The sequence below is a fragment of the Aliiroseovarius sp. S253 genome, from assembly GCF_049800855.1.
In the GTDB taxonomy this organism is placed as follows: domain Bacteria; phylum Pseudomonadota; class Alphaproteobacteria; order Rhodobacterales; family Rhodobacteraceae; genus Aliiroseovarius.
On the sequence record NZ_JBNAFW010000001.1, the window covers coordinates 1665159 to 1690796 of the forward strand.

The following is a 25638-nucleotide window of genomic DNA, read 5'->3' on the forward strand; positions in this document are numbered from 1 at the left end:
ATCCTTCGTGTAAACCTTCAGATTTCCCTCAAACTTGACGGATCTCGGTTAACAATTTCTGACTGTTTCCAAAGAAAATCGCCGCCCGGTGTATTTTTCTTCCCCCCGTCCCGTGAACACGCTACCACGCGCGCATGAAAGCGGACTGGCATACGATTATCATTGGCGCGGGCGCGGCGGGACTGTTTGCAGCACCCTATGCGGCCAAGACGGGTGCAACGCTGGTCATCGATCATGCCAAAAAACCCGGCGAGAAGATCCGGATTTCCGGCGGCGGGCGCTGCAATTTCACCAACATGTATGCCGAACCGAAGAATTTCGTTGGGCAGAACCTGCATTTCCACAAATCCGCTCTGGCCCGCTTTGGCCAATGGGATTTTGTCGAACTGGTCGATCAGGCGGGCATCTCTTGGCACGAAAAGACGCTGGGGCAGCTGTTTTGCGATGAGAAGTCAACGCAGATTGTCGAGATGCTGACCACCCGTCTGGCGCAAGCAGGAGCTGAACTGGCACTTGAGACCTCTGTGGACTCAGTCGCACAGACGGATGACGGGTTTCAGCTTGAAACCTCGAAAGGCACACTCACCTGCCAAAACCTTGTCATTTCGACGGGCGGCAAGTCGATCCCCAAGATGGGCGCGACCGGCTTTGCCTATGATATTGCAAGACAATTCGACCATCAAATCGTCGAGACCAGCGCCGGACTTGTGCCCTTCACGTTCCCGGACGGACGGTTTGCGCCAATATCCGGCGTCTCGTTGCCCGTGCGCGTCTGGAATGATCGCGCCAGCTTTGAAGAAGCGCTTCTGTTCACCCATCGCGGCTTGTCCGGCCCGGCGATCCTGCAGATCTCGTCCTATTGGCAACCGGGCGAGCCCGTGCATATCGACCTGATCCACGGGTTAGACCTGCGCGAGACCCTTCGCACGCAGCGTCAGACCGAAGGGCGGCGGCAGTTGTCGACTGAACTGTCCCGCCACCTTCCCGCGCGCTTGGTCGACCATCTGACCACCGAATTGTCGGGGCGTTTTGATCTGACCGAACGGCTGGCGGATCAGTCCGACAAGGCACTGGATGCATTGCTGGACCAGCTCTCGGATTGGCAGCTCACCCCCTCGGGCACCGAAGGCTATCGCACCGCCGAGGTCACGTTGGGCGGCGTCTCGACCGACGGGCTGGACAGCAAGTCCATGATGTCCAAAACCACCCCCGGCCTCTATTTCATCGGCGAATGCGTCGACGTGACCGGCTGGCTGGGCGGGTTCAATTTCCAGTGGGCCTGGGCCAGCGCGCACGCCGCCGGGCGGCATATCGCCGAAGGCTGACCCGCATTGCTTGCGCCCACCCGCGTTTGCCCCCACAGTGACCCCAACGACAGGAGAGCCCCATGAAAATTGCCAGCTTCAACATCAATGGCATCAAGGCCCGTTTGCCCGCTTTGATGGACTGGCTGGACGAGGCGCAGCCCGACGTGGCGATCTTGCAGGAAATCAAGTCAATTGACGAGAACTTCCCCCGAGAAGCCTTTGAAGACAAAGGGTATAATGTCGAAACCCACGGGCAGAAAAGCTTCAATGGCGTCGCCCTTCTGTCCAAACTTCCGCTTGAGGATGTGACCCGCGGATTGCCCGGTGACGACGAAGACGAACAGGCCCGTTATATCGAGGCGACCGTGGTCGGTGATCACGCGGTGCGGATCTGCGGGCTGTACCTGCCCAATGGCAATCCCGTGCCCGGTCCGAAATACGACTATAAGCTTGCATGGATGGAGCGTCTGCGCGCCCGTGCCGAGGAATTGCTGGCCGAGGAAACGCCTTTCCTGATGGCAGGCGATTACAACATCATTCCGCAAGCCGAAGACGCCGCCCGCCCGCAGGACTGGACGGAAGATGCGCTCTATCGCCCGGAAAGCCGCGAGGCTTGGCGCAAGATCCTGAACCTTGGCCTGACCGAGGCGTTCCGCGCCCGCAACCAAGCCCCGGAACAGTATTCATTCTGGGATTTCCAGCGCGGATCGTGGCAGCGCAATGATGGTATTCGCATCGACCATTTCCTGCTGTCGCCGGAATGCGCGGATTTGCTGGAAGATTGCCAGATCGACAAAGAGGTTCGCGGGCGTGAAAAGCCCTCGGACCACGTTCCAGTTTGGGTAAAGCTTGCCGCGTAAGGGGTTGGAATGACGCGTAAGATCATTATCGACACCGATCCCGGTCAAGACGATGCCGTGGCCATCCTTCTGGCTCTGGCCAGTCCCGAGGATGTCGACATTCTTGGCATTACCGCTGTGGCCGGCAACGTGCCACTGGACCTTACCCAGAAAAACGCACGCATCGTGTGTGAATTGGCGGGGAAACCAGAAACGCGTGTCTTTGCGGGCTGTGACCGGCCCCTACGTCGTGATCTGGTGACGGCTGAATATGTACACGGGAAAACCGGTCTGGACGGGCCGACCTTGCCCGATCCTACCATGCCACTTCAGGACCAGCACGCGGTCGACTTCATAATCGAGACCCTGCGCTCGGAAACGCCAGGCTCGGTTACGCTTTGCCCTCTTGGGCCGCTCACCAACATCGCTACCGCGTTCGAGCGCGCGCCTGACATCGTCGAGCGTGTACAGGAAATCGTCTTGATGGGCGGCGCCTATTTCGAGGTCGGAAATGTCACCCCAGCGGCCGAGTTTAACATTTACGTCGATCCGCAAGCAGCTGATATTGTGTTTAAATCCGGAACACCGCTTGTGGTCATGCCACTTGACGTCACCCACAAGGCGCTCGTGACCAAACCCCGTAATGACGCCTTCCGCGCGCTTCCAGGCGACGTAGGCCATGCGGTGGCCGAGATGACGGATTTCTTCGAGCGTTTCGACATCCACAAATACGGCTCGGAAGGCGCTCCTTTGCATGATCCAACCGTCATCGCCTATTTGATCCGTCCGGACCTGTTCACGGGTCGCCACATCAATGTGCAGATCGAAACACAGTCCGAACTGACCATGGGAATGACAGTTGCCGACTGGTGGGGCGTGACAGATCACCCACCCAACGCCACCTTCATCGGCGACCTTGATGCGGATGGATTTTTTGACCTTCTGACCAAAAGGATCGCCCGCCTATGAGCAGCCTGCGCCTTGCCACGATGGACGACCTTGAGCGGCTAATGCCCCTTGTGGCCGGGTTTCATGCCGAAGAAGGCATTGAACAGGACGATGACACCCGACGCGGCGCATTGGTTCCGCTTCTGGAAGGCTCGCCTCACGGCGCTATCTGGATGATCGGACCGCGTGTGGCCCCGGTTGGATACATCGCGGTCAGCTTCGGTTGGTCGATCGAATTCGGCGGGATCGACGCCTATTTGGATGAGCTTTATGTCCGCGAACGCGTACGTGGTCGTGGAATGGGGTCCGAGGCATTGGCCGCTTTGGTTCGCGCCCTGTCCGGGCAAGGTGTTACTGCGATGAGCCTTGAAGTGGATACCGACAATGACCGGGTCCGTGCGCTTTATGAACGCATGGGCTTTCAGTCGCGCAACCGCTATCATCTAATGACTCATCTCTTCTAAAGCGCCTGTGCGGGCATATTCGCTATGGATCTGAAAATCGCCACCTACAATATGCGCAAGGCCATTGGGCTAGACCGCAGACGTGATCCGCATCGCATTCTAAACGTGCTGAACGAGCTGGATGCGGATGTGTTAGTGCTGCAAGAGGCCGATCGCCGTCTTGGCCCCCGTCCCTCGGCGCTTCCGTTCAAAATGATCGAGGAAGAGACGGATTTTGTCCCCGTCCCCTTTGCCTCCAACGGGCTGTCCTTGGGCAGCCATGGCAATGCAGTTTTGGTGCGCAAGGGGCTGACCTTTCACGATGCCCGCACGGTGGAACTGCCAGGATTAGAGCCACGCGGCGCCGTGTCCGTTGGGATCGAGGGCAAGATGCAGGTGATCGGCACGCATCTGGGCCTACTACGCCCCTATCGCCACCAGCAGATGCGCGCGCTTGCAGGACATTTCGACCACATAGAATTGCCTACGGTGATCCTTGGCGACTTCAATGAATGGTCCCCCCGACGCGGGTTCGAACCGCTCGAGGCGCATTTCGACATCCATACCCCCGGCCGGTCCTATCACGCCTCGCGCCCCATGGCGGCGCTGGACCGGATCGCCACCTCGGAAGGTGTTGAGTTACGTGATGCAGGCGTAGATCAGTCCAAGCTGGCGCGCATCGCCTCGGATCACCTGCCGGTCTGGGCAAAGCTGCGCATCACAGACTGAGTGAATCCGTCGCAATTTCCGATATTTGTCTGCGCCTATCCACGTGCTAAGAGGCGCTCAAGCACGATTTACGGATCATACAGGACCGACAATGACTTTTCTGCAAATTGCATCTCTTTTGATTGTTCTGGCCGGCCTTTTCGGCGCCATCAACTATCTATTCCTGAAACTGCCCTCGGCCATCGGCATCCTTGTGGTATCACTGGCGGCTTCGGTTGCGATCCTGATCCTTGACCTTGTGGCCCCTAGCCTTGGTGTTGCCGATCAGGTGCGCACGCAGGTTACCAGCATCGACTTCTCGGACGCACTTTTGGAAGGCATGCTGGGGCTTTTGCTGTTTGCGGGTGCCCTGCACGTCAAAATCTCGGACCTGCGCCTGCAATGGCGGCTAGTTTTCCTGATGGCGACGATGGGCGTGGCCCTGTCGACCGTGGTGGTCGGCGTCGGCTTTAGCTGGATCACCGGCATGCCGATCCTGATCGCATTGGTGTTCGGGTCGCTGATCACCCCCACCGATCCGGTGGCCGTACTGGGTGTCTTGCGCGAGGCAAACCTGCAAAAGTCGCTGGAGACCAAGATCGCGGGCGAAAGCCTGTTCAACGACGGCGTAGGTTACGTGGTCTTCCTGGTGCTGGTCGGGCTGGCCTTTCCAGATCACGGCAGTCACGGCGGTGGGCACGAGGAAAGCGCGGCGATGGGCGCGGTCATGCTATTCCTGCAGGAAGCCGTGGGTGGTGCCGTTCTAGGTGTCGCCCTTGGCTGGCTGACTTTCCGCATCATGCGCCAAATCGACGACTATTCGCTTGAGGTTCTGTTGACCCTTGGCCTTGCATTCGGGGGCTATTCGCTGGCCGTCGCTCTGCATTTCTCGGCCCCGATCATGGCGGTCTGTGCGGGTCTTCTGATCGGTGACGTAGGCGCAAAACATGGGATGAGCGAAGAGACCCGCAAATATGTCGACGCCTTCTGGAAACTGATCGACGAGATCCTGAACGCCGTCCTGTTCCTGATGATCGGGTTCGAGGTCTTCGCCGTTGCCTTCACCATGGATGCCGTCATGGCGGGCACCATGGCCATCGCGCTGGCATTGGTCGCGCGTCTGACCGCAGTGGCCGTCCCTGTGCTGCTTCTGAAGCCCTTCCGCAGCTTCTCGCGCGGGGTGATCCCGATCATGACTTGGGGCGGGTTGAAAGGCGGTATTTCCGTTGCGTTGGCTCTGTCGCTGCCCGACAGTGAATGGAAACCGCTGATCCTGACCGCGACCTATATCGTTGTGATCTTCTCGATCATCGTACAGGGGCTCACCGTGGCCCCGATGGCGAAACGGATTGGCCGCGAACCGGAGCTGATGTGATGCGTGACTATGCCGTCTATGATGTGTTCACCGACACGCCGTTTGGTGGCAACCAACTGGCCGTGATCCCGGATGCGGACGGGCTGACCACGGCGCAGATGCAGACCATCGCGCGCGAGTTCAACTTCTCGGAAACGACCTTCGTTCTACCGCCCGAGGATCCAGCACACACGGCCCGCATCCGTATTTTCACGCCCGTGCGTGAACTGCCTTTCGCGGGGCATCCCACCATTGGCACCGCTGTGATGCTGGCCGAGATGGGATATGGCCCTGACATGGTGCTGGAGCTGGGCGTCGGTCCCCTGCCCGCCCACGCCGAGGCCGGGCAGGCCCGCTTCGTGACCGAGGTACCATTGGAGCGCAAAGGCAAACCCGAGGTCGATCTGGTCGCCCGTGCCATTGGCTGTGGAGCGGATCAGATTGTGACCCAGCCCGAGATCGCCTCGCTTGGTGGGGATTTCGTCTACGCGCAGCTGGATAGTCGCGAGACACTCTCGACCCTATCGCCGAATACGGACGCCATGCGCGAAGGGACAAAGCTGTTCCCCGGCAATCATGACTTTGCGGTCTATGCGTGGGTCGAGGATGCCGACGGCACGATCCGCGCCCGCATGTTCGCGCCGCTGGATGGCATTCCGGAAGACCCGGCCACCGGATCCGCAGCAGCGCCCTTGGCCGCGCTTCTGTGTGCAGATCGTGGAGGGGAACAGCGCCTGACTATTCATCAGGGCTATGACATGGGGCGTCCGTCGCAGATCCAATTGCAGGCGGAACCGGGGAAAGTCACCGTCGCGGGATCTGCCGTGCGTATCATGTCGGGAAAACTGATCCTTTAACCCTGTCTGGGCGGGATCATCACGGCTTCTAGGATCAGCCGCAACGAGGGCTCAAAACTGGGCGCAAAGGCGTAGGCTGCGAAAGCTTCACGCATGTCGTCAGGCAACCCTTCCGGGTCGCGCTGCGCCGAAATGTCGAACTGCGCAGCCCCGAGCATCGTCATCATGATGGTGCGCGCCAGCGTGTCGACTTGATCAGGCCCGATACCGATGACCATCGCCAGATGTGTGGCCCATTCCTGCCCCAAGGCAAGCAGCCTGCGTTTGGCGACGAACAGAGGCTCATCCGCCACATTGGCTTCGATCACAGCGACCAGTCGCGCGAAAAGCGGTAGGAAAAGTGGTGTGGTCTGGGCATTCACGGTCAGCAGATGCGCCAGTTGCGCAGCACTATCGCCGGGTTTCGCACTCGATATGAATCGCGCGACCACCTTTTCCATCGCTTCAATGAACAAAAGCAGGAACAGCTCTTCCTTCGAGCGCACGTAGAGATACAAGGTCCCTTTGGCGAGCCCAGCGCGCTTTGCCAATGCGTTCATCGTCACGCCATCAAAACCTGATTCGTCGATAATCTCTCGTGCGGCAGCCAGAATCGCGACTTGCCGTTCGGCCTTCTGATCTTCGGACCGGGCGCGTTTTGCCTTTTCTTCCAGTGCCATAACCCCATTCGCGGCGAAAACTCGCCTTATCCTCGGTAGACAATTAGTTGCCGCTCACACAACTGACCATTGGTCACTTAAAGCGAATACCCCTTCCGTTCAGTGAAAGGCAAATGCAGTGAAAAAGAAAGCGGTCCTTATCACGGGTGTTTTTTGCGGGGCCGGCAACTAGACCGCGCTGTTTGGATGAAGGGGAAAGCCCCCGCGCCCTGAAGTCCCTGATTAGCCAACACTCTCGGCTTACCCCCCTTTGCCTGCCCGGATTTTCGCGGCATAAGGGGCGGGCATCAAACCACCGAGGGGCAAATGTCAGGCGCATCCATTTTGAAACGCTGTGAAGATATGGGGCTGCGTATGACCGACCAGCGCCGCGTGATTGCGCGTGTGTTGGAAGACGCCCACCATGACCACCCCGATGTAGAAGAGCTTCACGCCCGCGCCTCTGCCGTGGACAGCCGGATATCGCTGGCGACTGTGTATCGTACAGTGAAGCTGTTTGAGGAAGCAGGCATACTGGTCAAGAACGAGTTCGGTGATGGGCGCGCACGGTATGAAAGCGCTGATCGTGACCACCACGACCACCTGATCGACCTGTCCACCGGCGAAGTGATCGAATTCCTCGACCCCGAGATCGAAGCGCTTCAAGAAAAGATCGCCGCCAAGCTGGGGTACGAGCTGAAAGGTCATCGCCTAGAGCTTTACGGCGTGCGCAAGAAAGACTGAGACACGCCGCTATCCATCACGCACCGTGATTGGATACATCAACGAATCCCCCCTTGCCGCACCTTCTGAAATCGGTTTCTGTCGGCTGGCTGCGCGGACGAAACCGCGCCTATGGGACAGAACATGCAGAATATTCGCGGCATCATCTTCGTTACCTTTTCCATGGCAGCCTTTGCTTGCGAAGACGCGTTCATCAAGTCGATGTCGCGCGGCATTCCCGTGTCTGAAGTTCTGATCTTTCTAGGACTGGGCGGGATGATTGCCTTCGGCACCATGACCTATATGCAGCGCGGCACACTGGCCCCGCTGGTGCATCGCGACATGCGATCACCGATCATGCTGTGGCGCAACGCGTCCGAGGCCGTCGCCGCTATGTTCTTCATCACCGCCTTGTCGCTGGTGCCGCTGTCGACCGTCGCGGCCGTCTTTCAAGCCACGCCACTGGCGATCACCGCAGGCGCTGCTCTGTTTCTGGGCGAACAGGTCGGCTGGCGACGGTGGAGCGCCATTGGGTTTGGCTTCATTGGCGTCTTGATCATCATCCGCCCCGGCAGCGATACGTTCCAATTGGCTGCCCTTCTGCCCTTGGGCGCGGTGATCACCATTGCTGTTCGTGATTTGCTGACCCGGCAAATGGACCCGTCGATTCCGTCGATCAGCGTTGCCTTCTATGGTTTTGCATCGGTCATTCCTGCCGGGATCCTATTGGCCCCGATCAATGATCCCTTCGTAATGCCGCACGGCGTCGAGTGGCTGATCATGCTGGGTGCAATCATCTGCGGTGTATCGGGCTACTACGCCATCGTGCAGGCGATGCGGATCGCTGAAACCTCAATCATCATGCCATTTCGCTATATGCGGCTGATCTTCTCGATGATCCTTGGCGTGCTGATCTTTGCGGAACGTCCTGACGGCTGGACCTATCTGGGTGCGGCCATCGTCATTGGCACCGGAATTTACATGTTCCTGCGCGAACGACAGGCCCGCGTGCGCTAACATCGCCCCCGGCTGTTGTCGAGACGCGCAGGACACGCTAAAGACGCCACAACTGAAGTTTTCTTCTTATTGGGAGCGCTAACATGAGCACCATCATCGACATTCTCGCCCGTGAAATTCTGGACAGCCGCGGCAATCCCACCGTCGAGGTGGACGTGATCTTGGAAGACGGCACGCTGGGCCGCGCTGCTGTGCCCTCGGGTGCATCGACCGGTGCCCACGAAGCCGTTGAAAAGCGCGATGGCGACAAGGCGCGTTACATGGGCAAAGGCGTTCTGGCCGCTGTAGAAGCCGTGAATGGCGAGATTGCGGACATGCTGGTCGGCTTCGACGCCACCGAACAGGAAGCCATCGACGCCGCCATGTGCGAGCTGGACGGCACCCCCAACAAAGCCCGCCTTGGCGCCAACGCCATTCTGGGTGTGTCGCTGGCCGTGGCCAAAGCCGCAGCAGACGCATCTGCCCTGCCCCTCTATCGCTATGTAGGCGGCGCATCGGCCCGCGTTCTGCCGGTTCCGATGATGAACATCATCAATGGTGGCGAGCATGCCGACAACCCGATCGACATTCAGGAATTCATGATCATGCCAGTTTCGGCCGCGAACATTCGCGAAGCCGTACGCATGGGCGCCGAGGTGTTCCACACCCTGAAGAAAGAACTGACCGCTGCTGGTCTGTCCACCGGCATCGGTGACGAAGGTGGCTTTGCCCCCAACATCGGTTCAACCCGCGACGCGCTGGACTTCATCATGAGCTCGATCAAAAAAGCGGGCTACACACCGGGCGAGGATATCTATCTGGCCCTCGATTGCGCCGCGACCGAGTACTACAAAGACGGCAAATACGTTCTGGCCGGCGAAGGCAAATCGCTGACATCCGAAGAAAACGCCGATTACCTGAAAGCCCTGTGTGACGATTATCCGATCATCTCGATCGAAGACGGCATGGACGAGGATGACTGGGACGGCTGGGTCGCCCTGACCAAAGCCATCGGCGACAAGGTGCAGCTGGTGGGCGACGATCTGTTCGTGACCAACCCGGCCCGTCTGGCGATGGGCATCGAAAAGGGTGCGGCGAACTCGATGCTGGTGAAAGTAAACCAGATCGGATCGCTGTCGGAAACCCTGAAAGCCGTCGACATGGCCCACCGCGCACGCATGACAAACGTCATGTCCCACCGCTCGGGCGAGACCGAGGACGCCACGATTGCAGACCTCGCCGTCGCCACCAATTGCGGCCAGATCAAAACCGGCTCGCTGGCACGGTCCGACCGGTTGGCGAAATACAACCAGCTGATCCGCATCGAGGAAAGCTTGGGCGCGACTGCCGAATATGCCGGGCGTAGCATTCTGAAATAAGGCGACAGACAATAAACACATGAAGGCCGGGGATTTCCTCGGCCTTTTTCGTTGCACGGCAAGATGACAACTTTGTCATACCGGTTGCCCCTCGCCTGACAGCGCCTAGACTTCCCGCATGGCCCATGTCGCACAATACCAGGTTCACCTTATGCTACTGCTCTTCGGGATCGGAGCGGTCGGCACGCTGTTTCTGTTTCGCAAACCTCCGGGTCACAAGGCATGGAAGCTGGCGGATCTGGTTTGGGTACTTCTGGGTGGCCTAGGTGCGCTGATTGCCATCATCGCGGGGCTTTACACGGCGGACAGCTCGCGGCTTGATCGGCAAATTGATGTGGCCTATGCGGTCACGCGTGCCTTTGACGGGGATGCAGCCCGGTTTCGGCTGCGATACTGCGAAGGTGCGACCGATCCTGACCTGAAGACACTTTGCGAAAAGATCGAGTTTCTATCCGCTTCGACTGCCGCCAACGCCGAGCTTCCCCTGTTCATCGAGGTCACGCAGTCTGTAGCACCGCTTGCGGGCCTCAGCTTTCTGTTCGGGAAAAGCGTTGCCGCCCGCGAGGCCGAGATGCAAGAAATGCGCGATCAGGCCGATGCGTTTAACATCGAACGCTTTCTTGTCTTCGCAGCAACGGATGAGAAAACCAAAGCTGCTGCTGCCGCCCTCGCCCCAACACGTCCCGAAGTGGTTGGTGACTTCAACGTGCTGGCCCGCGCTTATGAGGATCTGGTGTCCGAGGTGGGTGCATTGAAAGACGAATGGGAATACCTGCAACAGCATTCCGGCATCTTGATCTGGCAGGTGATCGCGCTGTGCATGGTCAGCTTCGCCGCGCCGTTCCGACTGGGAAAATCCATCACCGAACTGCGCCATAGTATGTGATGGGCGGGCGACCGATATGCGTCTTCCCGCCCATCTCCCCCTCAGCTTCCGACGGCTTGATAGGCAGCGCGGCCTTTGCCCGCAGCCTCCATCGCTTTCATCGCTTCTTTACTGGTCATTAACTTGATCGTGGATCCGCCAGACATCGTGCCCGACGCGCCGACCACCAAAGCGCAAGCCGCCATCGTGTCGTCATCCGGCGCCTCAATCAGCGCCATGACATCATCATCCCCGAAACAGAAAAACAGGTGATGCAGCTTGCCACCCATGCTTTCGATCATCGCCCCAGCTGCGGCTTCGCGGTCTTGCGGGGTGTCGACCAACGCGCGCAGTGCATCCGTGCTATAACGGCCTTTGAACATATAAAAAGACATATCAACCTCCTGATTGGAAATGGATGACAGGTCTATGCCTTGCCTCGGCACTCGTGAAGACACGCAGATCTTACCACGCTTTCGCACTCGCGCGTATACATCAAAAGGTTATACACTTCCCCCATGACACCGGACATGACAGCAGACCAGATCATCACGCAGCTGAACCTCGCACCTCATCCCGAAGGTGGGCATTACCGCCAGACTTGGGTGGATACGGACGCCAGCGGACGCCCCAGCGGAACCTGTATTTATTTTCTGTTAAAAGAAGGAGAATGCAGCCATTGGCACAAAGTCGATGCAACCGAGATCTGGCTGTATCACGCCGGTGCCCCCTTGGTGCTGTCCTTGTCAGATACCGACAACGGACCCGCCACAGATCGCACACTTGGGCCTGATCTGGCGACGGGGCAGATGCCTCAGATCATTGTGCCCACAGATCACTGGCAGGCGGCACGGACGACCGGAGCGTATACGCTGGTCAGTTGTACCGTGTCTCCGGGGTTTCAGTTTGAAGGGTTCACGCTGGCCCAACCCGGGTTCGACATTCCCCGGACTTGATCTTACGAGCCGCCCAGAAGCACCGCGGACACCGGCACCATCGCAACCGAGCTGATGCGGTTGCCGACGCTCCATTCCACCAAGGCGGTCAGCGTCTGTGGGACTGCGCGTCCCATCAGAATCACGCCCTCTTCCTGATCTGCCTTGAAAGCGGCGTTGTCCAGAAAACGGCGGATCACCTTGTTGTCCTGTCCGTCCCCATCGAGATCACGGAACACCAATCCAGACGGCACGCCTGTTTTCAGCGCGTTCTTGTGGCCGGTGTTCAGCCCCTCGGGCTGAGTGATCAACCCATGCCCAGACACGACAAGGATTTCGGCGATCTGACGCGACAAAGGCGCGTTCGTCTGAAACCCGCTGTCGGGTGCCATGTAAACGGCGACGCCCATATTCAGCTTGGCTTGTTGTACCTGCAGGTTAACCTCGGCATCGGTAGGCGTGGCGCCAGACGGCAAATCAGCCTGCATCACAAGCTCGGCACCTGCACCGCGATAGAAGGCCATCGCGTCCTCAAGATCAGGTGCATTCACATCCAGAATGACGCTGACCGGGAAGGGTAAATTTTCCAAACCTTCCAACTGCGTGCGCTCTGGTCCCATGTCTTTCAACACCACCGCCATCAAGGGGCGCCCTTCCGTATCCGATGCGGGCACGGAGTTGCGCTCAATCGCCAAAGGCGATGTCGACAGGTCGGTCAATGGGGCTTGTGCTTCAGGACGTGTCGCGCCTTCGTCTGCAACCGGCTCTTCGGTCTCGGGGGCTGGATCGGTGCCGCCAATGCTGGGCAAACGGTTGGTGGTTACGTCGCTGGCCTGGTTTTCAAGCGGAGCAACAGATGTACCCAACCCGCTTTGTTGATCTGTGGTGACTTCGGGTTCGGGTGCATCGGGGGCGACTTCGCTGCCATCAGGTGCCGCAGGTTGTTCGGGTTGGCTCGTTTCACGATTCCCAGTGCCATCGCCCGTATCCGTCATCGGCGCAGCATCCCCATCCGAGGGTTGCTCGGATTGCGCGCTATCGTTGGGACCCGCAGCCTCTTCTGTCGCGTCGACCTTCGGTGCCCCTTCCGTTTCCGGCACGGGGTCGGCGGTCTGGATCTCGTCCGCTACGGGATCTGTCACGGGGGCCGGAACTTCGACCGGAGCGACCGGCGCCGTGGCCATTTCGACCGGTGGTAACATCGGAGACACCAACGCCACCCCAATAGCAGATACAAATCCGCCAGAAACCACACCTGCAAGGAAGCCTTTTGCCATGGCTGCTACCCCCAAATACTCAATTGATACTGCACCGCTCTTGACCCTCGGCGCTTGCCTGGACCATGTATAGCCCGACAAGGGCCGTTCGTAACCCCTTCTGACACAACTTTGGCGAAAGGCCGCGACATGATCCTGCTGATCGATAACTATGACAGCTTCACATACAATCTCGTCCACTATTTCGGCGAGCTTGGGGCCGATGTGGTCGTGCGCCGCAACGACGCGCTGGATGTGCAGGAAGCGATGGGCATGGGCGCAGACGGGATTGTGCTTTCCCCCGGCCCTTGTGACCCCGCTCAGGCTGGGATCTGTCTTCCCCTGACCATGGCCGCAGCCGAGGCGAAAGTACCGCTGTTCGGTGTCTGCCTTGGCCATCAGACCATCGGCGAAGCATTCGGCGGCGATGTCGTGCGTGCACCCGAGATTGTGCACGGCAAAATGGGCACGGTTCGGCACGAGGGCAAAGGCGTGTTCGAGGGGCTGCCTTCGCCGCTTCAGGCGACGCGCTATCACTCGCTGGTGGTGGATCGTGACACCCTGCCCGATTGCCTTGAGATCACAGCCGAGTTGGACAATGGTCTGATCATGGGCCTGCGCCACAAAGAGCTTGAGATCGAGGGCGTGCAGTTCCACCCCGAAAGCATCCGGTCGGAACATGGCCATGCAATGATCGAGAATTTCCTGAAGAAAACTAAGGTGGCGGCATGAGCGACGCGATGAAACCTCTGATTTACGCGGCCACCGAAGGTCCGCTGTCACGCGCTCAGGCCGAAGCTGCGTTTGAAGAATTGTTCGAGGGCCGCGCCACGCCTGCGCAAATCGGTGCGCTTCTGGCCGCCATGCGGGCACGCGGGGAAAGTGTCGCGGAGTATTCTGCCGCTGCCGCCGTCATGCGCGCGAAATGCGCCAAGGTGAACGCACCCGAGGGCGCGATGGACATCGTTGGTACGGGCGGCGACGGAATGGGCACGTTGAACATCTCGACCGCGACGGCCTTTGTCGTGGCGGGTGCTGGGGTGACTGTCGCCAAACACGGCAACCGCAACCTGTCGTCCAAGTCGGGTGCCGCAGATGCGCTGACCGAAATGGGCGTTAACGTGATGGTCGGCGCTGATGTGGCTGAACGCGCGATCAACGAGGTCGGTATCGGCTTCATGATGGCCCCAATGCATCATCCTGCGATGAAGCACGTGATGCCGGTGCGTCAGGAAATGGGCTGCAAGACCATCTTCAACATCCTCGGCCCTTTGACCAACCCTGCGGGCGCTAAACGCCAACTGACCGGTGCCTTTGCGGCCGATCTGATCTTCCCGATGGCCGAAACCCTGCAAGCGCTGGGGTCCGAGAAGGCGTGGCTGGTCCACGGGGCAGACGGGATGGACGAGATCTCGATCACCGGGGCGACTTCGGTTGCGGCGCTTGAAGACGGCAAGATCCACGCCCGCGAAATCCACCCGGAAGATGCTGGATTGCCCGTGCATCCGCTGGCCTCGATCCTCGGTGGAGAGCCCGCCGAGAACGCCGTGGCCTTCCGCGCGCTCTTGAATGGCGAGGGTTCAGCCTACCGCGACGCGGTTCTGTTCAACGCTGCGGCCGCTCTGGTCGTGGCCGACAAGGTGGCTGATCTGAAATCCGGCGTCGAGATGGCCGCCGAAAGCATCGATAGCGGTGCTGCGAAGGCCAAGATCGAAGCACTGGCCGCGCTAACCTCAGCAAGCTGACTTGCCCCTACCCCTTCAAGGAACTAGACCAAGCCCATGAGCACTGTTCTGGATAAAATCAAAGCCTACAAACTCGAACACGTGGCCGCCTGCAAAGCCGCCCGCCCCCTGTCCGAGGTCGAGGCCGCCGCCCGCGACGCATCCCCCACAAGGGGCTTTGCACAATCGCTGATGAAAGACGCCGAAAACGGCTATGGCTTGATTGCCGAGGTGAAAAAGGCCAGCCCCTCTAAGGGTCTGATCCGCGCCGATTTCAACCCGCCCGCCATCGCCACAGCCTATGAAGCTGGCGGGGCATCTTGCCTGTCGGTTCTGACCGACACACCGTCCTTCCAAGGCGCGGATGAGTTCCTCGTGGCTGCCCGTTCAGCGGTCTCGCTCCCTGCCCTGCGCAAGGACTTCATGTATGACACCTATCAGGTGGCTGAAGCTCGTGCCTTAGGTGCCGACTGCATCCTGATCATCATGGCGTCCGTCGAAGACAGCCAAGCGCAAGAGCTTGAAGATGCTGCCTTTTCTTGGGGAATGGACGTGTTGGTCGAGGTGCATGACGAAGAGGAGCTGGAACGTGCCACGATCCTGAAGTCCCCTCTTCTGGGCGTGAACAACCGCAATCTGAAGACCTTCGAGACGACATTGGACACCACCCGTCGCCTGTCGAAACTGGCCGGAGCCGAACGTCATTTGGTCTGCGAAAGCGGCCTTTTCACGCCGCAGGATCTGGCCGACATGGCGGAACATGGCGCGCGCAGCTTCTTGATCGGCGAAAGCCTGATGCGGCAAGATGATGTCGAGGCCGCAACCCGTGCCATCCTCGCCAATCCGGTGCCGGCATGAGCGACAGCCCCCTGACCCATTTCGACGCTGACGGACAGGCCCATATGGTCGATGTCTCAGATAAAGCCGTGACAGATCGCGTCGCGCTGGCCGAAGGCTTCGTCCGCATGACGCCCGAGACGCTGGCACTGGTGACATCCGGCACCGCCAAGAAGGGCGACGTTCTGGGCATCGCGCGTCTGGCCGGGATCATGGGGGCCAAGAAGACCTCGGACCTGATCCCACTCTGCCATCCCCTGCCTATTACCAAGGTGGCGCTGGAGCTTGAGCCGCAGCCCGATCTGCCCGGCGTGCGCATCACCGCTACGGTGAAAACCGGCGGCCAAACTGGCGTGGAAATGGAAGCCCTGACCGCCGTGTCGACCGCCTGCCTGACGGTCTATGACATGCTGAAAGCGGCCGAAAAGGGCATGGAAATCACGGGCATCCGCCTTCTGCGCAAAGAGGGTGGAAAATCAGGAATATACGAGGCGACATAATGATCACGGTGAACGAGGCGTTGGACGCAATCTTTGATCTGGTCACGCCTTGTGGAACCGAAGAGATGCCGCTGGCCGAGGCCGCTGGCCGCGCTCTTGCAGCCCCTGTCACCGCCACCCGCCTGCAACCGCCCTTTGCCGCATCCGCCATGGACGGATACGCGCTGAACGGTGTTGAAGCCGACCCTGAAGCGATGTTCCGCGTGATTGGAGAAAGTGCTGCAGGTCACGGGTTCGATGGCCGTGTCGGCCCCGGCGAATGCGTGCGCATCTTCACCGGCGCGCCCCTACCCGACGGCACCAATCGCGTGATCATTCAGGAAGATGTGGACCGTAAGGGCAACCTGATCACGCTTGCTCGGAAACTCGACAAGGGCCCGCACGTCCGCCCAGCAGGTGCCGATTTCAAACCCGGTGACACGATCCCCGCCCCGCGCGTTCTGACACCCGCCGATCTGGCGCTGGCTGCTGCGATGAACGTGCCCACACTGACCGTTGCCCGCAAACCTGTTGTCGCGCTTTTGGCCACCGGAGACGAACTTGTCATGCCCGGAGAGACCCCCGGCCCAGACCAGATCATCGCTTCGAACAGTTTCGGCTTGAAAGCTCTGATCGACGCGAACGGAGGCCACGCCCGCATGTTGCCCATCGCTCGCGACAACGCCGATAGCCTGCGCACGGCACTGGATCTGGCAGCAGATGCGGATCTGATCGTGACCATCGGTGGAGCCTCGGTTGGGGATCATGACATCGTCGGCGAAGTCGCCACCGAGATGGGCATGGACCAGAGTTTCTACAAAGTGCTGATGCGACCTGGAAAACCGCTTATGGCGGGCCGGATGGGTGACGCCGTTATGGTCGGCCTGCCCGGAAACCCAGTATCCTCAATGGTTTGCGGGCATGTCTTTCTTGTCCCGGCCCTGCGTGCCATGCAGGGATTGGGTGAAGCTTCCGCCCCGCGCCACAATGCCACCCTCGCCGTTGATATCGGCTCGAACGGTCCGCGCGAACACTACATGCGCGCGCGGGTCGAGAACGGCAAGATCACCGTCTTTGACAGTCAGGACAGTGCCCTTCTGAGCGTTCTGGCCCAAGCCAATGCGCTGCTCGTGCGCCCGATTTCGGCCCCAGCGTTGGAAGCAGGCGCGCAGGTCGAATACCTTCCAATCTGATCCCTTCGCTCCCGTCCTGTCGCAGACTTGACACAAAAAGGGAACATGGGTAGAACATACCTTGAACGCCCCGCGACGAGGGCCACGGGCTGAAGGTCAAGAAACTGATCCTTTCGCCCGCTGAACGAGGACGGAGGAACGCAGATGCTGACCCGCAAGCAGTTGGAACTTCTGGAATTTATCCACAAGCGCATGCAGAAGGATGGTGTGTCGCCGTCTTTTGATGAAATGAAAGAGGCGTTGGACCTACGGTCGAAGTCCGGCATTCACCGCCTGATCACAGCACTTGAAGAGCGCGGGTTTATCCGTCGCCTAGCTCACCGGGCCCGTGCGATTGAGATCGTGAAGCTGCCGGAAACCATGGACAATGGTGGGCGTGCCGGGTTCGAGCCACGCGTGGTTGAAGGTGGGCGGCCCGAAAGCACTCCCAAAACCGCCATGCCATTGGACGCGCTTGGTGTGAACGAGCTGCCGCTACTGGGCCGGATCGCCGCTGGTGAACCGATCGAAGCCATCACCGACGGGGCACAGCATGTATCTGTACCCGGCGCGATGCTGGGCGCTGGCGGACGCCACTATGCGCTTGAAGTTAAAGGTGATTCCATGATCGACGCGGGGATCAACAATGGCGACGTTGTGGTGATCCGCGAAACCAATCAAGCCGACAATGGCGACATCGTGGTTGCGCAAGTCGATGGATACGAAGCCACGCTGAAGCGCTTTCGTAAGAACGGTGATATGATCGCCCTTGAGGCAGCTAACCCAGCTTATGAAACCCGCCTGCTGCCCGAGGGTCAGGTAAAGGTTCAAGGCAAACTGGTCGGTCTGATCCGCACCTACTAAGCCCTCAACACGGCACCCGAAACGAAGAAAGCCCGGTCTGCACCGGGCTTTTTATCTGGTCAGTGTTGAAGTGTCCTAGCTCAGCTTGGACAGTTTCGACTGAAGTTCAACCAGCTGTTTCTTTATCTTGTCCAGCTCGTCCGCATCCCCAGTCTTTTCCCCCGCTTCGCTGTCCTGCGTAGGACCCGAAGACCCGGAAAACCCGCTCATCATTGCCTTCATGAACGCTTCCTGCTGGGCCTGCATGGCCTCAAACCCCGGCATGTTCGCCATGGGATGTCCCATACCGCCGAAGTTCTCCATCATCTTCGACTGTCCATCGCGCAACATCTCGAAGCTGGCGGCAAGAAACTGGGGCACGATGCTCTGAGCCTGAGTGGTATATGACCGGACCAGATCGGTCAGCACATCTACCGGCAAGACATTCTCGCCGCGGCTTTCGTGTTCAGCAATGATTTGCAGTAGATACTGGCGTGTCAGGTCATCGCCGGATTTCAGGTCGATGATCTGCACCTCGCGCCCATCGCGGATGAACCCCGCAATGTCGTCCAAGGTCACGTAATCGGACGTTTCGGTGTTATAGAGCCGCCGGCTGGCATAACGCTTGATCAGCAGCGCATCCTGAGACTTGTTCATATTACCTCCCCGCAGAAAACTATCTTTCTGCACTGCAAAATCCTAGCAGCGCGGGACGTAAAGGCAAGACATTTGCTCAAATTCCAGTCACGTCACCCAAAAAGAAAAGGACGGGCCATTGACCCGTCCTTCAGGAAGTCGCCGGAAGGGAGGAGTGCTCCGGCGTATATCCTAGCTTATTTCGAGGTTGCCTTTTTGGCAGCTTTCGAAACTTCGTCGGTCGCTTTTTTAACTGCAGCCTGAGCTTCTTCGCCCATCTCTTTGCCAGCAGCCATCATCAGCTCAACGGTTTCAGCTTGAACTTTTTTAGCAACTTCAGCGAAAGCAGCCATGTTTTCGGCAGCCAGCTCGGCCTGAGCCGAAGCGAAGTCGGTCATGGCTTTGGTGTAGTCGGTTGCTTCGTCTTTTGCAGTCGCAACGTCGCCCATTTTCGACAGGGTTTCTTTGGTCCACTTGGTCGAGATCTCGGCCGATTTGTCAGCAGCCTGCAGGGCTACTTTCGACATTTTCTCACCCAGGGCAGCCTGGTTTTTGAAAGCGTCCTGAGCGATCGACATGTCCATCGGGAAGTTGGCCATCATGTCCTGGAACATCTTGGTGTAATCTTGAGTCTTGGTCATTTTAAAGCTCCTAAGTGCGGGGGCGCCGGGAGAAAGCGCCGTTCTGTTTCTGAAAACAATATGCATGCTGCAGTGCAGCAAATCAAGCTTTTTCTGCACTGCAGCATGTAACACTTATAAGTTGTTGGTTTCCAAGTCTTTAGACAGCGTTACGCCTGAGGAACCGCCTTTACGTAGGTGCCGGGTGCAGGCGCAAGTGGCTCGTGTGCCGAATCGCCTGGCTGACGTGCGTCGACCTTTTTGCCGGATTTCTTCGCCAACCATGTGTCCCAGCGTCCCCACCACGATCCTTCGTGGAAGCTGGCACCTTCATGCCAATCTTCGGGCGCGTCTGGCCAATCTTCATTGGTATAGTGTCCGTATTTCTTCTTGGACGGCGGGTTCACGATCCCTGCGATATGGCCGCTCTCGGACAGAATAAATGTCTTGTCCTTGCCTGACATCTGCCGCATCCCGTTATACGAAGACTTCCATGCAGCGATGTGATCTGTCTCGCATGCGATGGCACAAATCGGCGTTTCCACATCTGACAACGTCAGGGTTTCGCCCAACAAGTCAAAGCCATCTTCGGCAAACTCGTTGCCCACACACAACCCGCGCAGATACTCGACTGTCATCTTGGCTGGCAGGTTGGTGCTGTCACCATTCCAATAAAGCAGATCAAAGGCAGGCGGGGTTTTCCCCAACATATAGCTGTTGATCGCCGGGCCATAGATCAGATCATTCGGGCGTAAGTACGAGAATGTGCGCGACATGAAGAAGCTATCCAGATAACCACGTTCATTCACCTCTTCTTCGATCCCATCAACGAAATCGTCATCCAAGAAGACGCCAACCTCGCCCTGATCCGAGAAATCGGTCAATGTGGTGAAGAAGGTGGCTGAGTTAACGGACTTGTCGCCGCGCTTCTTCATCAGGGCCAATGTCAGAGACAATGTGGTGCCCGCAATGCAATAGCCTACCACGTTCACTTTCTGCTGGCCGGTGATATCTTTCACCTCGCGGATCGCGGCCATATAGCCGTCTTCCACATAGTCGGCTAGTCCCACATCGCTGTACGACGCATCCGGGTTCACCCAACTGACCACGAAGAGTGTGTAGCCTTGATCAACAATCCATTTGATCAGGCTGTTCTGCTCTTTCAGGTCCATGATGTAGAACTTATTGATCCAGGGCGGGAAGATGATGAGAGGCCGAGCGTGAACCTTTTCGGTTGTCGGCGCGTATTGGATCAACTCGATCATACGATTGCGATAGACGACTTCGCCGGGAGTGGTGGCGATGTTGCCGCCGACTTCGAAGGCGCTTTCGTCCACCAGCTTGACCAGAAGCTCGCCATCATTGGCTTCCAGATCCGAGACAAGGTTTTCCAGCCCGTCGACCAGCGACTGGCCATTCGTCTCGATCGCGCGTTCCATTGCGTCCGGGTTGGTGCCCAGAAAGTTGGTCGGGCTCATCATGTCGATCATTTGCTGCGTAAAGAAGTCGAGGCGCTTGCGCTCGTCCTCGTTCAGCCCTTCAACACCCTCCAATGCTTCGCTCATGGTACCCGAGGTGATCAGATACTGTCGCTTCAGATAGTTGAAATAGGGGTGTGTTTCCCAAAGGGGGTTGGAAAAGCGGCGGTCTTTGGGGGCATGATCTTCAGGAGCCTTAAACTCTCCTGACAAAAACGCGGCCTGTGCTTCGACTGCATGTTCCAGCGTTTTGCCCCAGAAGGCAGCCTGCTGTTCGATCATTTTGGCGGGGTTGGCCATCATGTCCGACCACATCGAATTGGCCGCTTTAATATAAAAGTCCTGACTAGGCCCCTGGAGGCTGGGTCGCACCGGTTTTCGGTTTGACATGATCTCGCCCAAACGGGAGGACAGCTCTTCAATCTTGGCGAGATTCGCGCCCAATTCGCTCGTATCCGGCACCAAACCTTCCGAAGTTTCCTTTTGATCAGTTGTCATAGCACGAATTCCCCCCTATCCTTTCGCTGTTGCAGCATTACAAAAACCGCATATGTTAAAGACTATGCAAATGCAGAAACAAAAAAGCAAAGGCTAATTAGGGGATTGCGCATGCGCTACATGGCGACCTACGACCTGATGGAGACCATCCGGAACACGAATCAGTGGCTTGGCGCCACGGCCGCAGCAATGGGTTCATACCCGGCGACCGCTTTGTTCCCCAGCCCGGTATTCCAGATGATGGCAGCTTGGGGCGAAGTTACCGAGCGCAGCTTTCACCGTATGATTGTTAAGCCTGACTGGGGCATTACCAGCGTTGTGGCCGAAGACGGACGCGACCATGTGGTGCAAGTCGAGAAGCTGGTGGAGCGCCCCTTTGGCGATCTGATCCAGTTCAAAGTGCTTGGCCGCCCAGAGAAAGCACGCCGCGTGATGCTGGTTGCGCCCATGTCGGGCCACTATGCAACGCTTCTGCATTCAACCGTTGCCAGCCTTCTGCCGGATGCAGAAGTCTATGTGACCGACTGGCACAATGCCCGTGACATCCCGGTCAGCGAAGGCAAGTTCGACGTCGAAGACTATACGCTCTATCTTGTAGACTTCATGCGCCACCTTGGTCCCGACATCAATGTTGTGGCCGTGTGCCAGCCTGCCCCACTGACGCTGGCTGCCACCGCCTATCTGGCCGAAATTGACCCCGAGGCGCAGCCGCAGACACTGACCCTGATCGGCGGTCCGATCAATCCGGATGCCGCTGCCACCGACGTGACCGACTTTGGTCGCCGCGTGACCATGGGCCAGTTGGAAGAAATGGCGATCCAGCGTGTCGGCTTTAAATATGCCGGTGCTGGTCGAATGGTTTATCCGGGCCTTTTGCAGCTGGCGGGCTTCATGTCGATGAACTCCGAGACCCACTCGAAAGCATTTGCAGACCAGATCATGCGCGTCGCCAAGGGCGAAGCCTCGGATCACGACAAGCACAACCGTTTCTACGATGAATATCTGGCCGTCATGGACATGACCGCTGAATTCTATCTGTCGACTGTCGAGCGTCTGTTCAAAAACGGCGAGGTCGCAAAGAACGAGTTCGTTGTGGATGGCCACAGAATTGACCTTGGCGCAATCACCGACGTCGCCGTGAAAACCGTTGAAGGCACCAAAGACGACATCACGGCCCCCGGTCAGTGTATCGCGGCGCTGGACCTTCTTACCGGCCTATCGGACGACAAGAAGGCAAGCCACCTTGAAGAAGGTGCCGGTCACTACGGTATTTTTGCAGGCAAAAGCTGGCGCAACAACATTCGCCCGCTGGTTCTGGACTTCATTGATCAAAACGCCGGACGTCACGCCGCACAGGCCGCCAAGAAAAAGGCTGCCAAGAAAGGCAAGCCGGTTGCCCTGAAAGCTGTGAAAAAAGCCGCCAGCTAATCCTGCCTGCTTCCTAAGAAACAAGAAACGCGCCTGCCTTTCGGCATGGCGCGTTTTTTCATGTCGCTTGAACAGGCATCACGCGATGGCGCGTTCTCGCAGTTGAAGCGGAAGCTCCATCCAGGCACGTAGGCCGATATTCACGTGTTCAGGCGTTTCCAGTGTAGGCAGGTGACCCGCGTCCGGCAGGATCACCAGTTCGGCGTCTTGGATCAGCTCGGCCATGGTTTCATGGCGTTTGGGTGGTGTCAGCGTGTCATGCGCGCCGCACATCACCATGGTGGGGATCTTCAATCTTTGAAGCGCGCGTTGCGCATCCGGCCGGCGTTGCAGCGCACGGGTCTGGCGCACGAATGTCTCGGGACCAATGTCACCCGCCATTTGGAACACAAGCCCCATAATCTCGTCCCGTGCGGGACCGGGGGCCAGAACGTCCGGCGAAAATGCCTCGGCCATAGCCTGATCCAGCCGACCGATGTTCGCATGAACAATCTGCGGCTCGCGCCATGCAGCCTGCGCAGGCGTATCCGCCAATGGCGAGGTCGAGATCAATGCCAGCCTATTCACCCGGTCGGGTGCGCGCCGGGCCATCTCCATCGCGACGATCCCGCCAAGGCTTAACCCCGCCAAAGCAAAGCGCGTGGGCAATTGATCCAGCAATAGCGACGCCATTTCGCGGACGGTTTCGCCCCGCGTCGGAGCAGCCACAATTACCGTGTGGTCGCGTGACAGATCATTGATTTGCGGCCCGAAAACCCGTGCATCGCACATCATTCCGGGGATCAGAACCAAGGGTTCTTTCATGCTGGCCTCACCTGTATTTTTTATCTGCTTTTCCCCGACCTTGGCCCGCAGCCGGGGCGCACGCAAGTTATAACCCGCGCGCCCAGTCCAGAATTTTTTCAACCGTGGAGTCTGTGCCATCCGGGCTGACAATGTCCCCCGCCAACACATGCGCCATAGGGTCGATGCCCGGTCCCGGCGTGACCACGTGCCGATGCACGATCCCGCCCCAGCCAGCAGCGACGTTTTCAGTCGCGTCAGCGGACACCACCTGATCCTCTTTCGAATAGATGAACAACGCCGGTGCGTTGACGACCCCATAGCCCGAGTTCGCCGCGACCTTCACCATTGCTGCCATCGGCATCAAGGCCGTGGTGGGATAGCTTTCCGTCCAGAATTTGGCCTGCATGTCGTTTATCGGCGTGAAGCCGCGATTGGCGCCCGCGAATAATGGCACCCAGTGACGTGCGGCAGGGAAGGTCAACAGCGAGGCTTGCGATTGGTTGATCCCAAAATTCGGCGAGATGAAGGTGATCCCCTTCACACCTTTCGCGGCCTGTTCATCAAACAAGCCAAGGGCTGCAATCGTGCCCCCGGTCGAGGTCGATATAATCAACACTTCATCTCCGATGGCACGACCAATCGCCATAGCCTCGGCAAAATCGACCATCCAGTCGTTGACGGTCGGGCCGGCCATCGCCTCGGCGCTACGGCCGTGACCCGCCAGACGGGCGTTATAAAGGTTCGCCCCCAACCCCTCGGCAACCAATTGCTGCACGGGGCTAATTTCCTGATGAGAGGCCGAGAAGCCGTGGATATAGACGACCGACAGAGGCGTCTTCTGCCCGGCCTCGCCTGCCCAGACGATTTGCTTCTGCGCGCCGTCTACCAGATCGTCAAATACAGCTTCCCGCTGCGCCAGATAGGCGTCCGGATCGGGGCCGATGGCCGCCGCATCAAATTGAACGTCCAGATCAACCGGCTCGTACGGGCCAATTACGAACAGGGCTGCAACAACAGCGGATACACCCATGGCGGTACGCAACACTCCGTTCATGCTGCACCTCGGGCCAAAACGACCTTGACCATTTTCTGGATCGTGCGCAGGCATTCATCGTCCGAGAACCGGTGATCCGCCCCTTTCACAAGCGTCAGGCGAATGTCATCGCCTTCGACATGTTCAAGCAACTTCACCGCCTGAGACGTGGGGACCGCGTCGTCTTCCGTTCCTTGCAGGAACCGCACCGGCATATCCAACCGCAACGGCGAGCGCAGCACCATCTGGTTCCGGCCGTCCTCGATCAGACGTTTGGTAATGATGTAATCCTCGTCATAGTCCGACGGGATCGACACGAAGCCCTCGCGCTCCAACTCGGCTTTCTGGTCATCGGTGAACCCGGCCCAGTATCCGTCCTCGGTGAAATCAGGCGCGGCGGCGATGGTCACCAGGCCCTTGATCCGCTCGGGTCGTGCGCGTGACAGCAGAAGCGATTGCCAGCCGCCCATCGAGCTGCCCACCGCCAGAACCGGCCCGTCAATCAGCTTGTCCACGACTTCCAGCGTGTCTTCGTGCCAATCGCCAATGCTGCCCTCGGCAAACGTGCCTGAGCTGACGCCGTGACCTGAATAGTCAAAGCGCAGGAACGCGCGGCCCTGCTCTTTCGCCCACGCCTCAAGCGCGACGGCCTTGGTCCCTTCCATGTCCGATTTCAGACCAGACAAGAACAGGATCGTCGGCCCCTGCCCGTCTGTCTTTGCAAAGGCGATGCGGCGCCCTTGCTTGGTTTCAAGGTGCTGGATTTCGGACATGTCGGCCTCTTTCTCTGTCATTGGCGACGACAATATCCACCCCTTGGCGCAGTGCAATCCCCCTTATGGCGGGTCGGGCGTTG

The 25638-nt window shown here is 58.7% G+C and carries 28 protein-coding genes; 19 read left to right on the forward strand and 9 right to left on the reverse strand.

The window, feature by feature from the left end:
- The first annotated feature begins 134 nt into the window (after positions 1–134).
- The 7 genes from ACP15F_RS08140 (at position 135) to ACP15F_RS08170 (ending at position 6456) form a co-directional block, all read left to right on the forward strand.
- Entirely contained in the window at positions 135–1325 is a 1191-nt protein-coding gene (locus tag ACP15F_RS08140; RefSeq protein WP_424940308.1) for an NAD(P)/FAD-dependent oxidoreductase, read from the forward strand.
- A gap of 62 nt (positions 1326–1387) precedes the next feature.
- The gene (xth, locus tag ACP15F_RS08145) at positions 1388–2167 is read left to right on the forward strand and encodes an exodeoxyribonuclease III (RefSeq protein WP_424940309.1); all 780 of its coding nucleotides are present in this window, start codon (positions 1388–1390) and stop codon (positions 2165–2167) included.
- A 9-nt stretch (positions 2168–2176) separates the two neighbouring features.
- Positions 2177–3115: a nucleoside hydrolase gene (locus ACP15F_RS08150; protein WP_424940310.1), complete on the forward strand. Its 939-nt coding sequence runs from the start codon at positions 2177–2179 to the stop codon at positions 3113–3115.
- A complete protein-coding gene (locus ACP15F_RS08155) occupies positions 3112–3558 on the forward strand; it encodes a GNAT family N-acetyltransferase (protein ID WP_424940311.1) in 447 nt (148 codons plus the stop codon). Before ACP15F_RS08150 ends, ACP15F_RS08155 begins: the two co-directional genes overlap by 4 nt.
- A gap of 24 nt (positions 3559–3582) precedes the next feature.
- Entirely contained in the window at positions 3583–4266 is a 684-nt protein-coding gene (locus tag ACP15F_RS08160) for an endonuclease/exonuclease/phosphatase family protein (protein ID WP_424940312.1), read from the forward strand.
- A gap of 91 nt (positions 4267–4357) precedes the next feature.
- Positions 4358–5620 (forward strand): cation:proton antiporter, encoded by a 1263-nt coding sequence (locus ACP15F_RS08165; protein WP_424940313.1) that lies wholly within the window; start codon positions 4358–4360, stop codon positions 5618–5620.
- Positions 5620–6456, forward strand: coding sequence for a PhzF family phenazine biosynthesis protein (locus ACP15F_RS08170; RefSeq protein WP_424940314.1), 837 nt, complete (start codon positions 5620–5622; stop codon positions 6454–6456). Before ACP15F_RS08165 ends, ACP15F_RS08170 begins: the two co-directional genes overlap by 1 nt.
- Here ACP15F_RS08170 and ACP15F_RS08175 read toward each other — a convergent pair.
- Positions 6453–7115 (reverse strand): TetR/AcrR family transcriptional regulator, encoded by a 663-nt coding sequence (locus ACP15F_RS08175; protein WP_424940315.1) that lies wholly within the window; start codon positions 7113–7115, stop codon positions 6453–6455. The two genes, ACP15F_RS08170 and ACP15F_RS08175, sit on opposite strands and share 4 nt — an antisense overlap.
- 306 nt (positions 7116–7421) lie before the next feature.
- On the opposite strand from ACP15F_RS08175, the gene ACP15F_RS08180 reads away from it, so the two are divergent.
- The 4 genes from ACP15F_RS08180 to ACP15F_RS08195 all read left to right on the forward strand — a co-directional run bounded on the left by ACP15F_RS08180 (position 7422) and on the right by ACP15F_RS08195 (position 11078).
- Positions 7422–7838, forward strand: a complete 417-nt coding sequence (locus ACP15F_RS08180; protein ID WP_424940316.1) for a Fur family transcriptional regulator — start codon at positions 7422–7424, stop codon at positions 7836–7838.
- Positions 7839–7961: 123 nt separating this feature from the next.
- Positions 7962–8834, forward strand: a complete 873-nt coding sequence (locus ACP15F_RS08185) for a DMT family transporter (protein ID WP_424940317.1) — start codon at positions 7962–7964, stop codon at positions 8832–8834.
- 83 nt (positions 8835–8917) lie between these two features.
- Entirely contained in the window at positions 8918–10192 is a 1275-nt protein-coding gene (gene eno / locus ACP15F_RS08190) for a phosphopyruvate hydratase (protein WP_424940318.1), read from the forward strand.
- Positions 10193–10310: 118 nt separating this feature from the next.
- Entirely contained in the window at positions 10311–11078 is a 768-nt protein-coding gene (locus ACP15F_RS08195; RefSeq protein WP_424940319.1) for a hypothetical protein, read from the forward strand.
- Between the two features lie 41 nt (positions 11079–11119).
- On the opposite strand, the gene ACP15F_RS08200 is transcribed toward ACP15F_RS08195, so the two are convergent.
- The gene (locus tag ACP15F_RS08200) at positions 11120–11452 is read right to left on the reverse strand and encodes a GYD domain-containing protein (RefSeq protein WP_424940320.1); all 333 of its coding nucleotides are present in this window, start codon (positions 11450–11452) and stop codon (positions 11120–11122) included.
- 135 nt (positions 11453–11587) lie between these two features.
- Here ACP15F_RS08200 and ACP15F_RS08205 point away from each other — a divergent pair, with 135 nt between their 5' ends.
- Positions 11588–12013 (forward strand): cupin domain-containing protein, encoded by a 426-nt coding sequence (locus ACP15F_RS08205; RefSeq protein ID WP_424940321.1) that lies wholly within the window; start codon positions 11588–11590, stop codon positions 12011–12013.
- Positions 12014–12015: 2 nt separating this feature from the next.
- On the opposite strand, the gene ACP15F_RS08210 is transcribed toward ACP15F_RS08205, so the two are convergent.
- A complete protein-coding gene (locus ACP15F_RS08210; RefSeq protein WP_424940322.1) occupies positions 12016–13269 on the reverse strand; it encodes a divergent polysaccharide deacetylase family protein in 1254 nt (417 codons plus the stop codon).
- A gap of 129 nt (positions 13270–13398) precedes the next feature.
- Here ACP15F_RS08210 and ACP15F_RS08215 point away from each other — a divergent pair, with 129 nt between their 5' ends.
- The 6 genes from ACP15F_RS08215 to lexA all read left to right on the forward strand — a co-directional run bounded on the left by ACP15F_RS08215 (position 13399) and on the right by lexA (position 18324).
- Positions 13399–13980, forward strand: coding sequence for an anthranilate synthase component II (locus ACP15F_RS08215; protein WP_424940323.1), 582 nt, complete (start codon positions 13399–13401; stop codon positions 13978–13980).
- Positions 13977–14993 carry an anthranilate phosphoribosyltransferase gene (trpD, locus tag ACP15F_RS08220; RefSeq protein ID WP_424940324.1) on the forward strand — a complete coding sequence of 339 codons (1017 nt, stop codon included), beginning with the start codon at positions 13977–13979 and terminating at the stop codon, positions 14991–14993. The genes ACP15F_RS08215 and trpD overlap by 4 nt, the downstream gene beginning before the upstream one ends.
- Positions 14994–15029: 36 nt before the next feature.
- Entirely contained in the window at positions 15030–15830 is an 801-nt protein-coding gene (gene trpC, locus ACP15F_RS08225; protein WP_424940325.1) for an indole-3-glycerol phosphate synthase TrpC, read from the forward strand.
- Entirely contained in the window at positions 15827–16309 is a 483-nt protein-coding gene (moaC, locus tag ACP15F_RS08230) for a cyclic pyranopterin monophosphate synthase MoaC (protein ID WP_424940326.1), read from the forward strand. Before trpC ends, moaC begins: the two co-directional genes overlap by 4 nt.
- On the forward strand, positions 16309–17481 hold the full coding sequence (gene glp, locus ACP15F_RS08235) for a gephyrin-like molybdotransferase Glp (RefSeq protein WP_424940327.1): 1173 nt from the start codon (positions 16309–16311) through the stop codon (positions 17479–17481). The genes moaC and glp overlap by 1 nt, the downstream gene beginning before the upstream one ends.
- A gap of 144 nt (positions 17482–17625) precedes the next feature.
- On the forward strand, positions 17626–18324 hold the full coding sequence (gene lexA / locus ACP15F_RS08240) for a transcriptional repressor LexA (RefSeq protein WP_424940328.1): 699 nt from the start codon (positions 17626–17628) through the stop codon (positions 18322–18324).
- 75 nt (positions 18325–18399) lie between these two features.
- On the opposite strand, the gene phaR is transcribed toward lexA, so the two are convergent.
- From phaR to ACP15F_RS08255, 3 genes are all read right to left on the reverse strand, one after another.
- On the reverse strand, positions 18400–18960 hold the full coding sequence (phaR, locus tag ACP15F_RS08245; protein WP_424940329.1) for a polyhydroxyalkanoate synthesis repressor PhaR: 561 nt from the start codon (positions 18958–18960) through the stop codon (positions 18400–18402).
- Between the two features lie 176 nt (positions 18961–19136).
- Positions 19137–19580, reverse strand: a complete 444-nt coding sequence (locus tag ACP15F_RS08250; protein ID WP_424940330.1) for a Phasin — start codon at positions 19578–19580, stop codon at positions 19137–19139.
- Between the two features lie 149 nt (positions 19581–19729).
- Entirely contained in the window at positions 19730–21535 is a 1806-nt protein-coding gene (locus ACP15F_RS08255) for a PHA/PHB synthase family protein (protein ID WP_424940331.1), read from the reverse strand.
- Positions 21536–21646: 111 nt separating this feature from the next.
- On the opposite strand from ACP15F_RS08255, the gene phaZ reads away from it, so the two are divergent.
- Positions 21647–22963, forward strand: coding sequence for a polyhydroxyalkanoate depolymerase (gene phaZ, locus ACP15F_RS08260; RefSeq protein WP_424940332.1), 1317 nt, complete (start codon positions 21647–21649; stop codon positions 22961–22963).
- A gap of 78 nt (positions 22964–23041) precedes the next feature.
- Here the strand turns inward: phaZ and ACP15F_RS08265 are convergent, their stop codons facing one another.
- The 3 genes from ACP15F_RS08265 to ACP15F_RS08275 form a co-directional block, all read right to left on the reverse strand.
- Positions 23042–23767 (reverse strand): alpha/beta fold hydrolase, encoded by a 726-nt coding sequence (locus ACP15F_RS08265; RefSeq protein ID WP_424940333.1) that lies wholly within the window; start codon positions 23765–23767, stop codon positions 23042–23044.
- Positions 23768–23834: 67 nt separating this feature from the next.
- Complete coding sequence (locus tag ACP15F_RS08270) at positions 23835–24803, reverse strand: alpha/beta hydrolase (protein ID WP_424940334.1); 969 nt, start codon at positions 24801–24803, stop codon at positions 23835–23837.
- On the reverse strand, positions 24800–25555 hold the full coding sequence (locus tag ACP15F_RS08275) for an alpha/beta fold hydrolase (protein WP_424940335.1): 756 nt from the start codon (positions 25553–25555) through the stop codon (positions 24800–24802). The genes ACP15F_RS08270 and ACP15F_RS08275 overlap by 4 nt, the downstream gene beginning before the upstream one ends.
- Positions 25556–25638 lie beyond the last annotated feature (83 nt).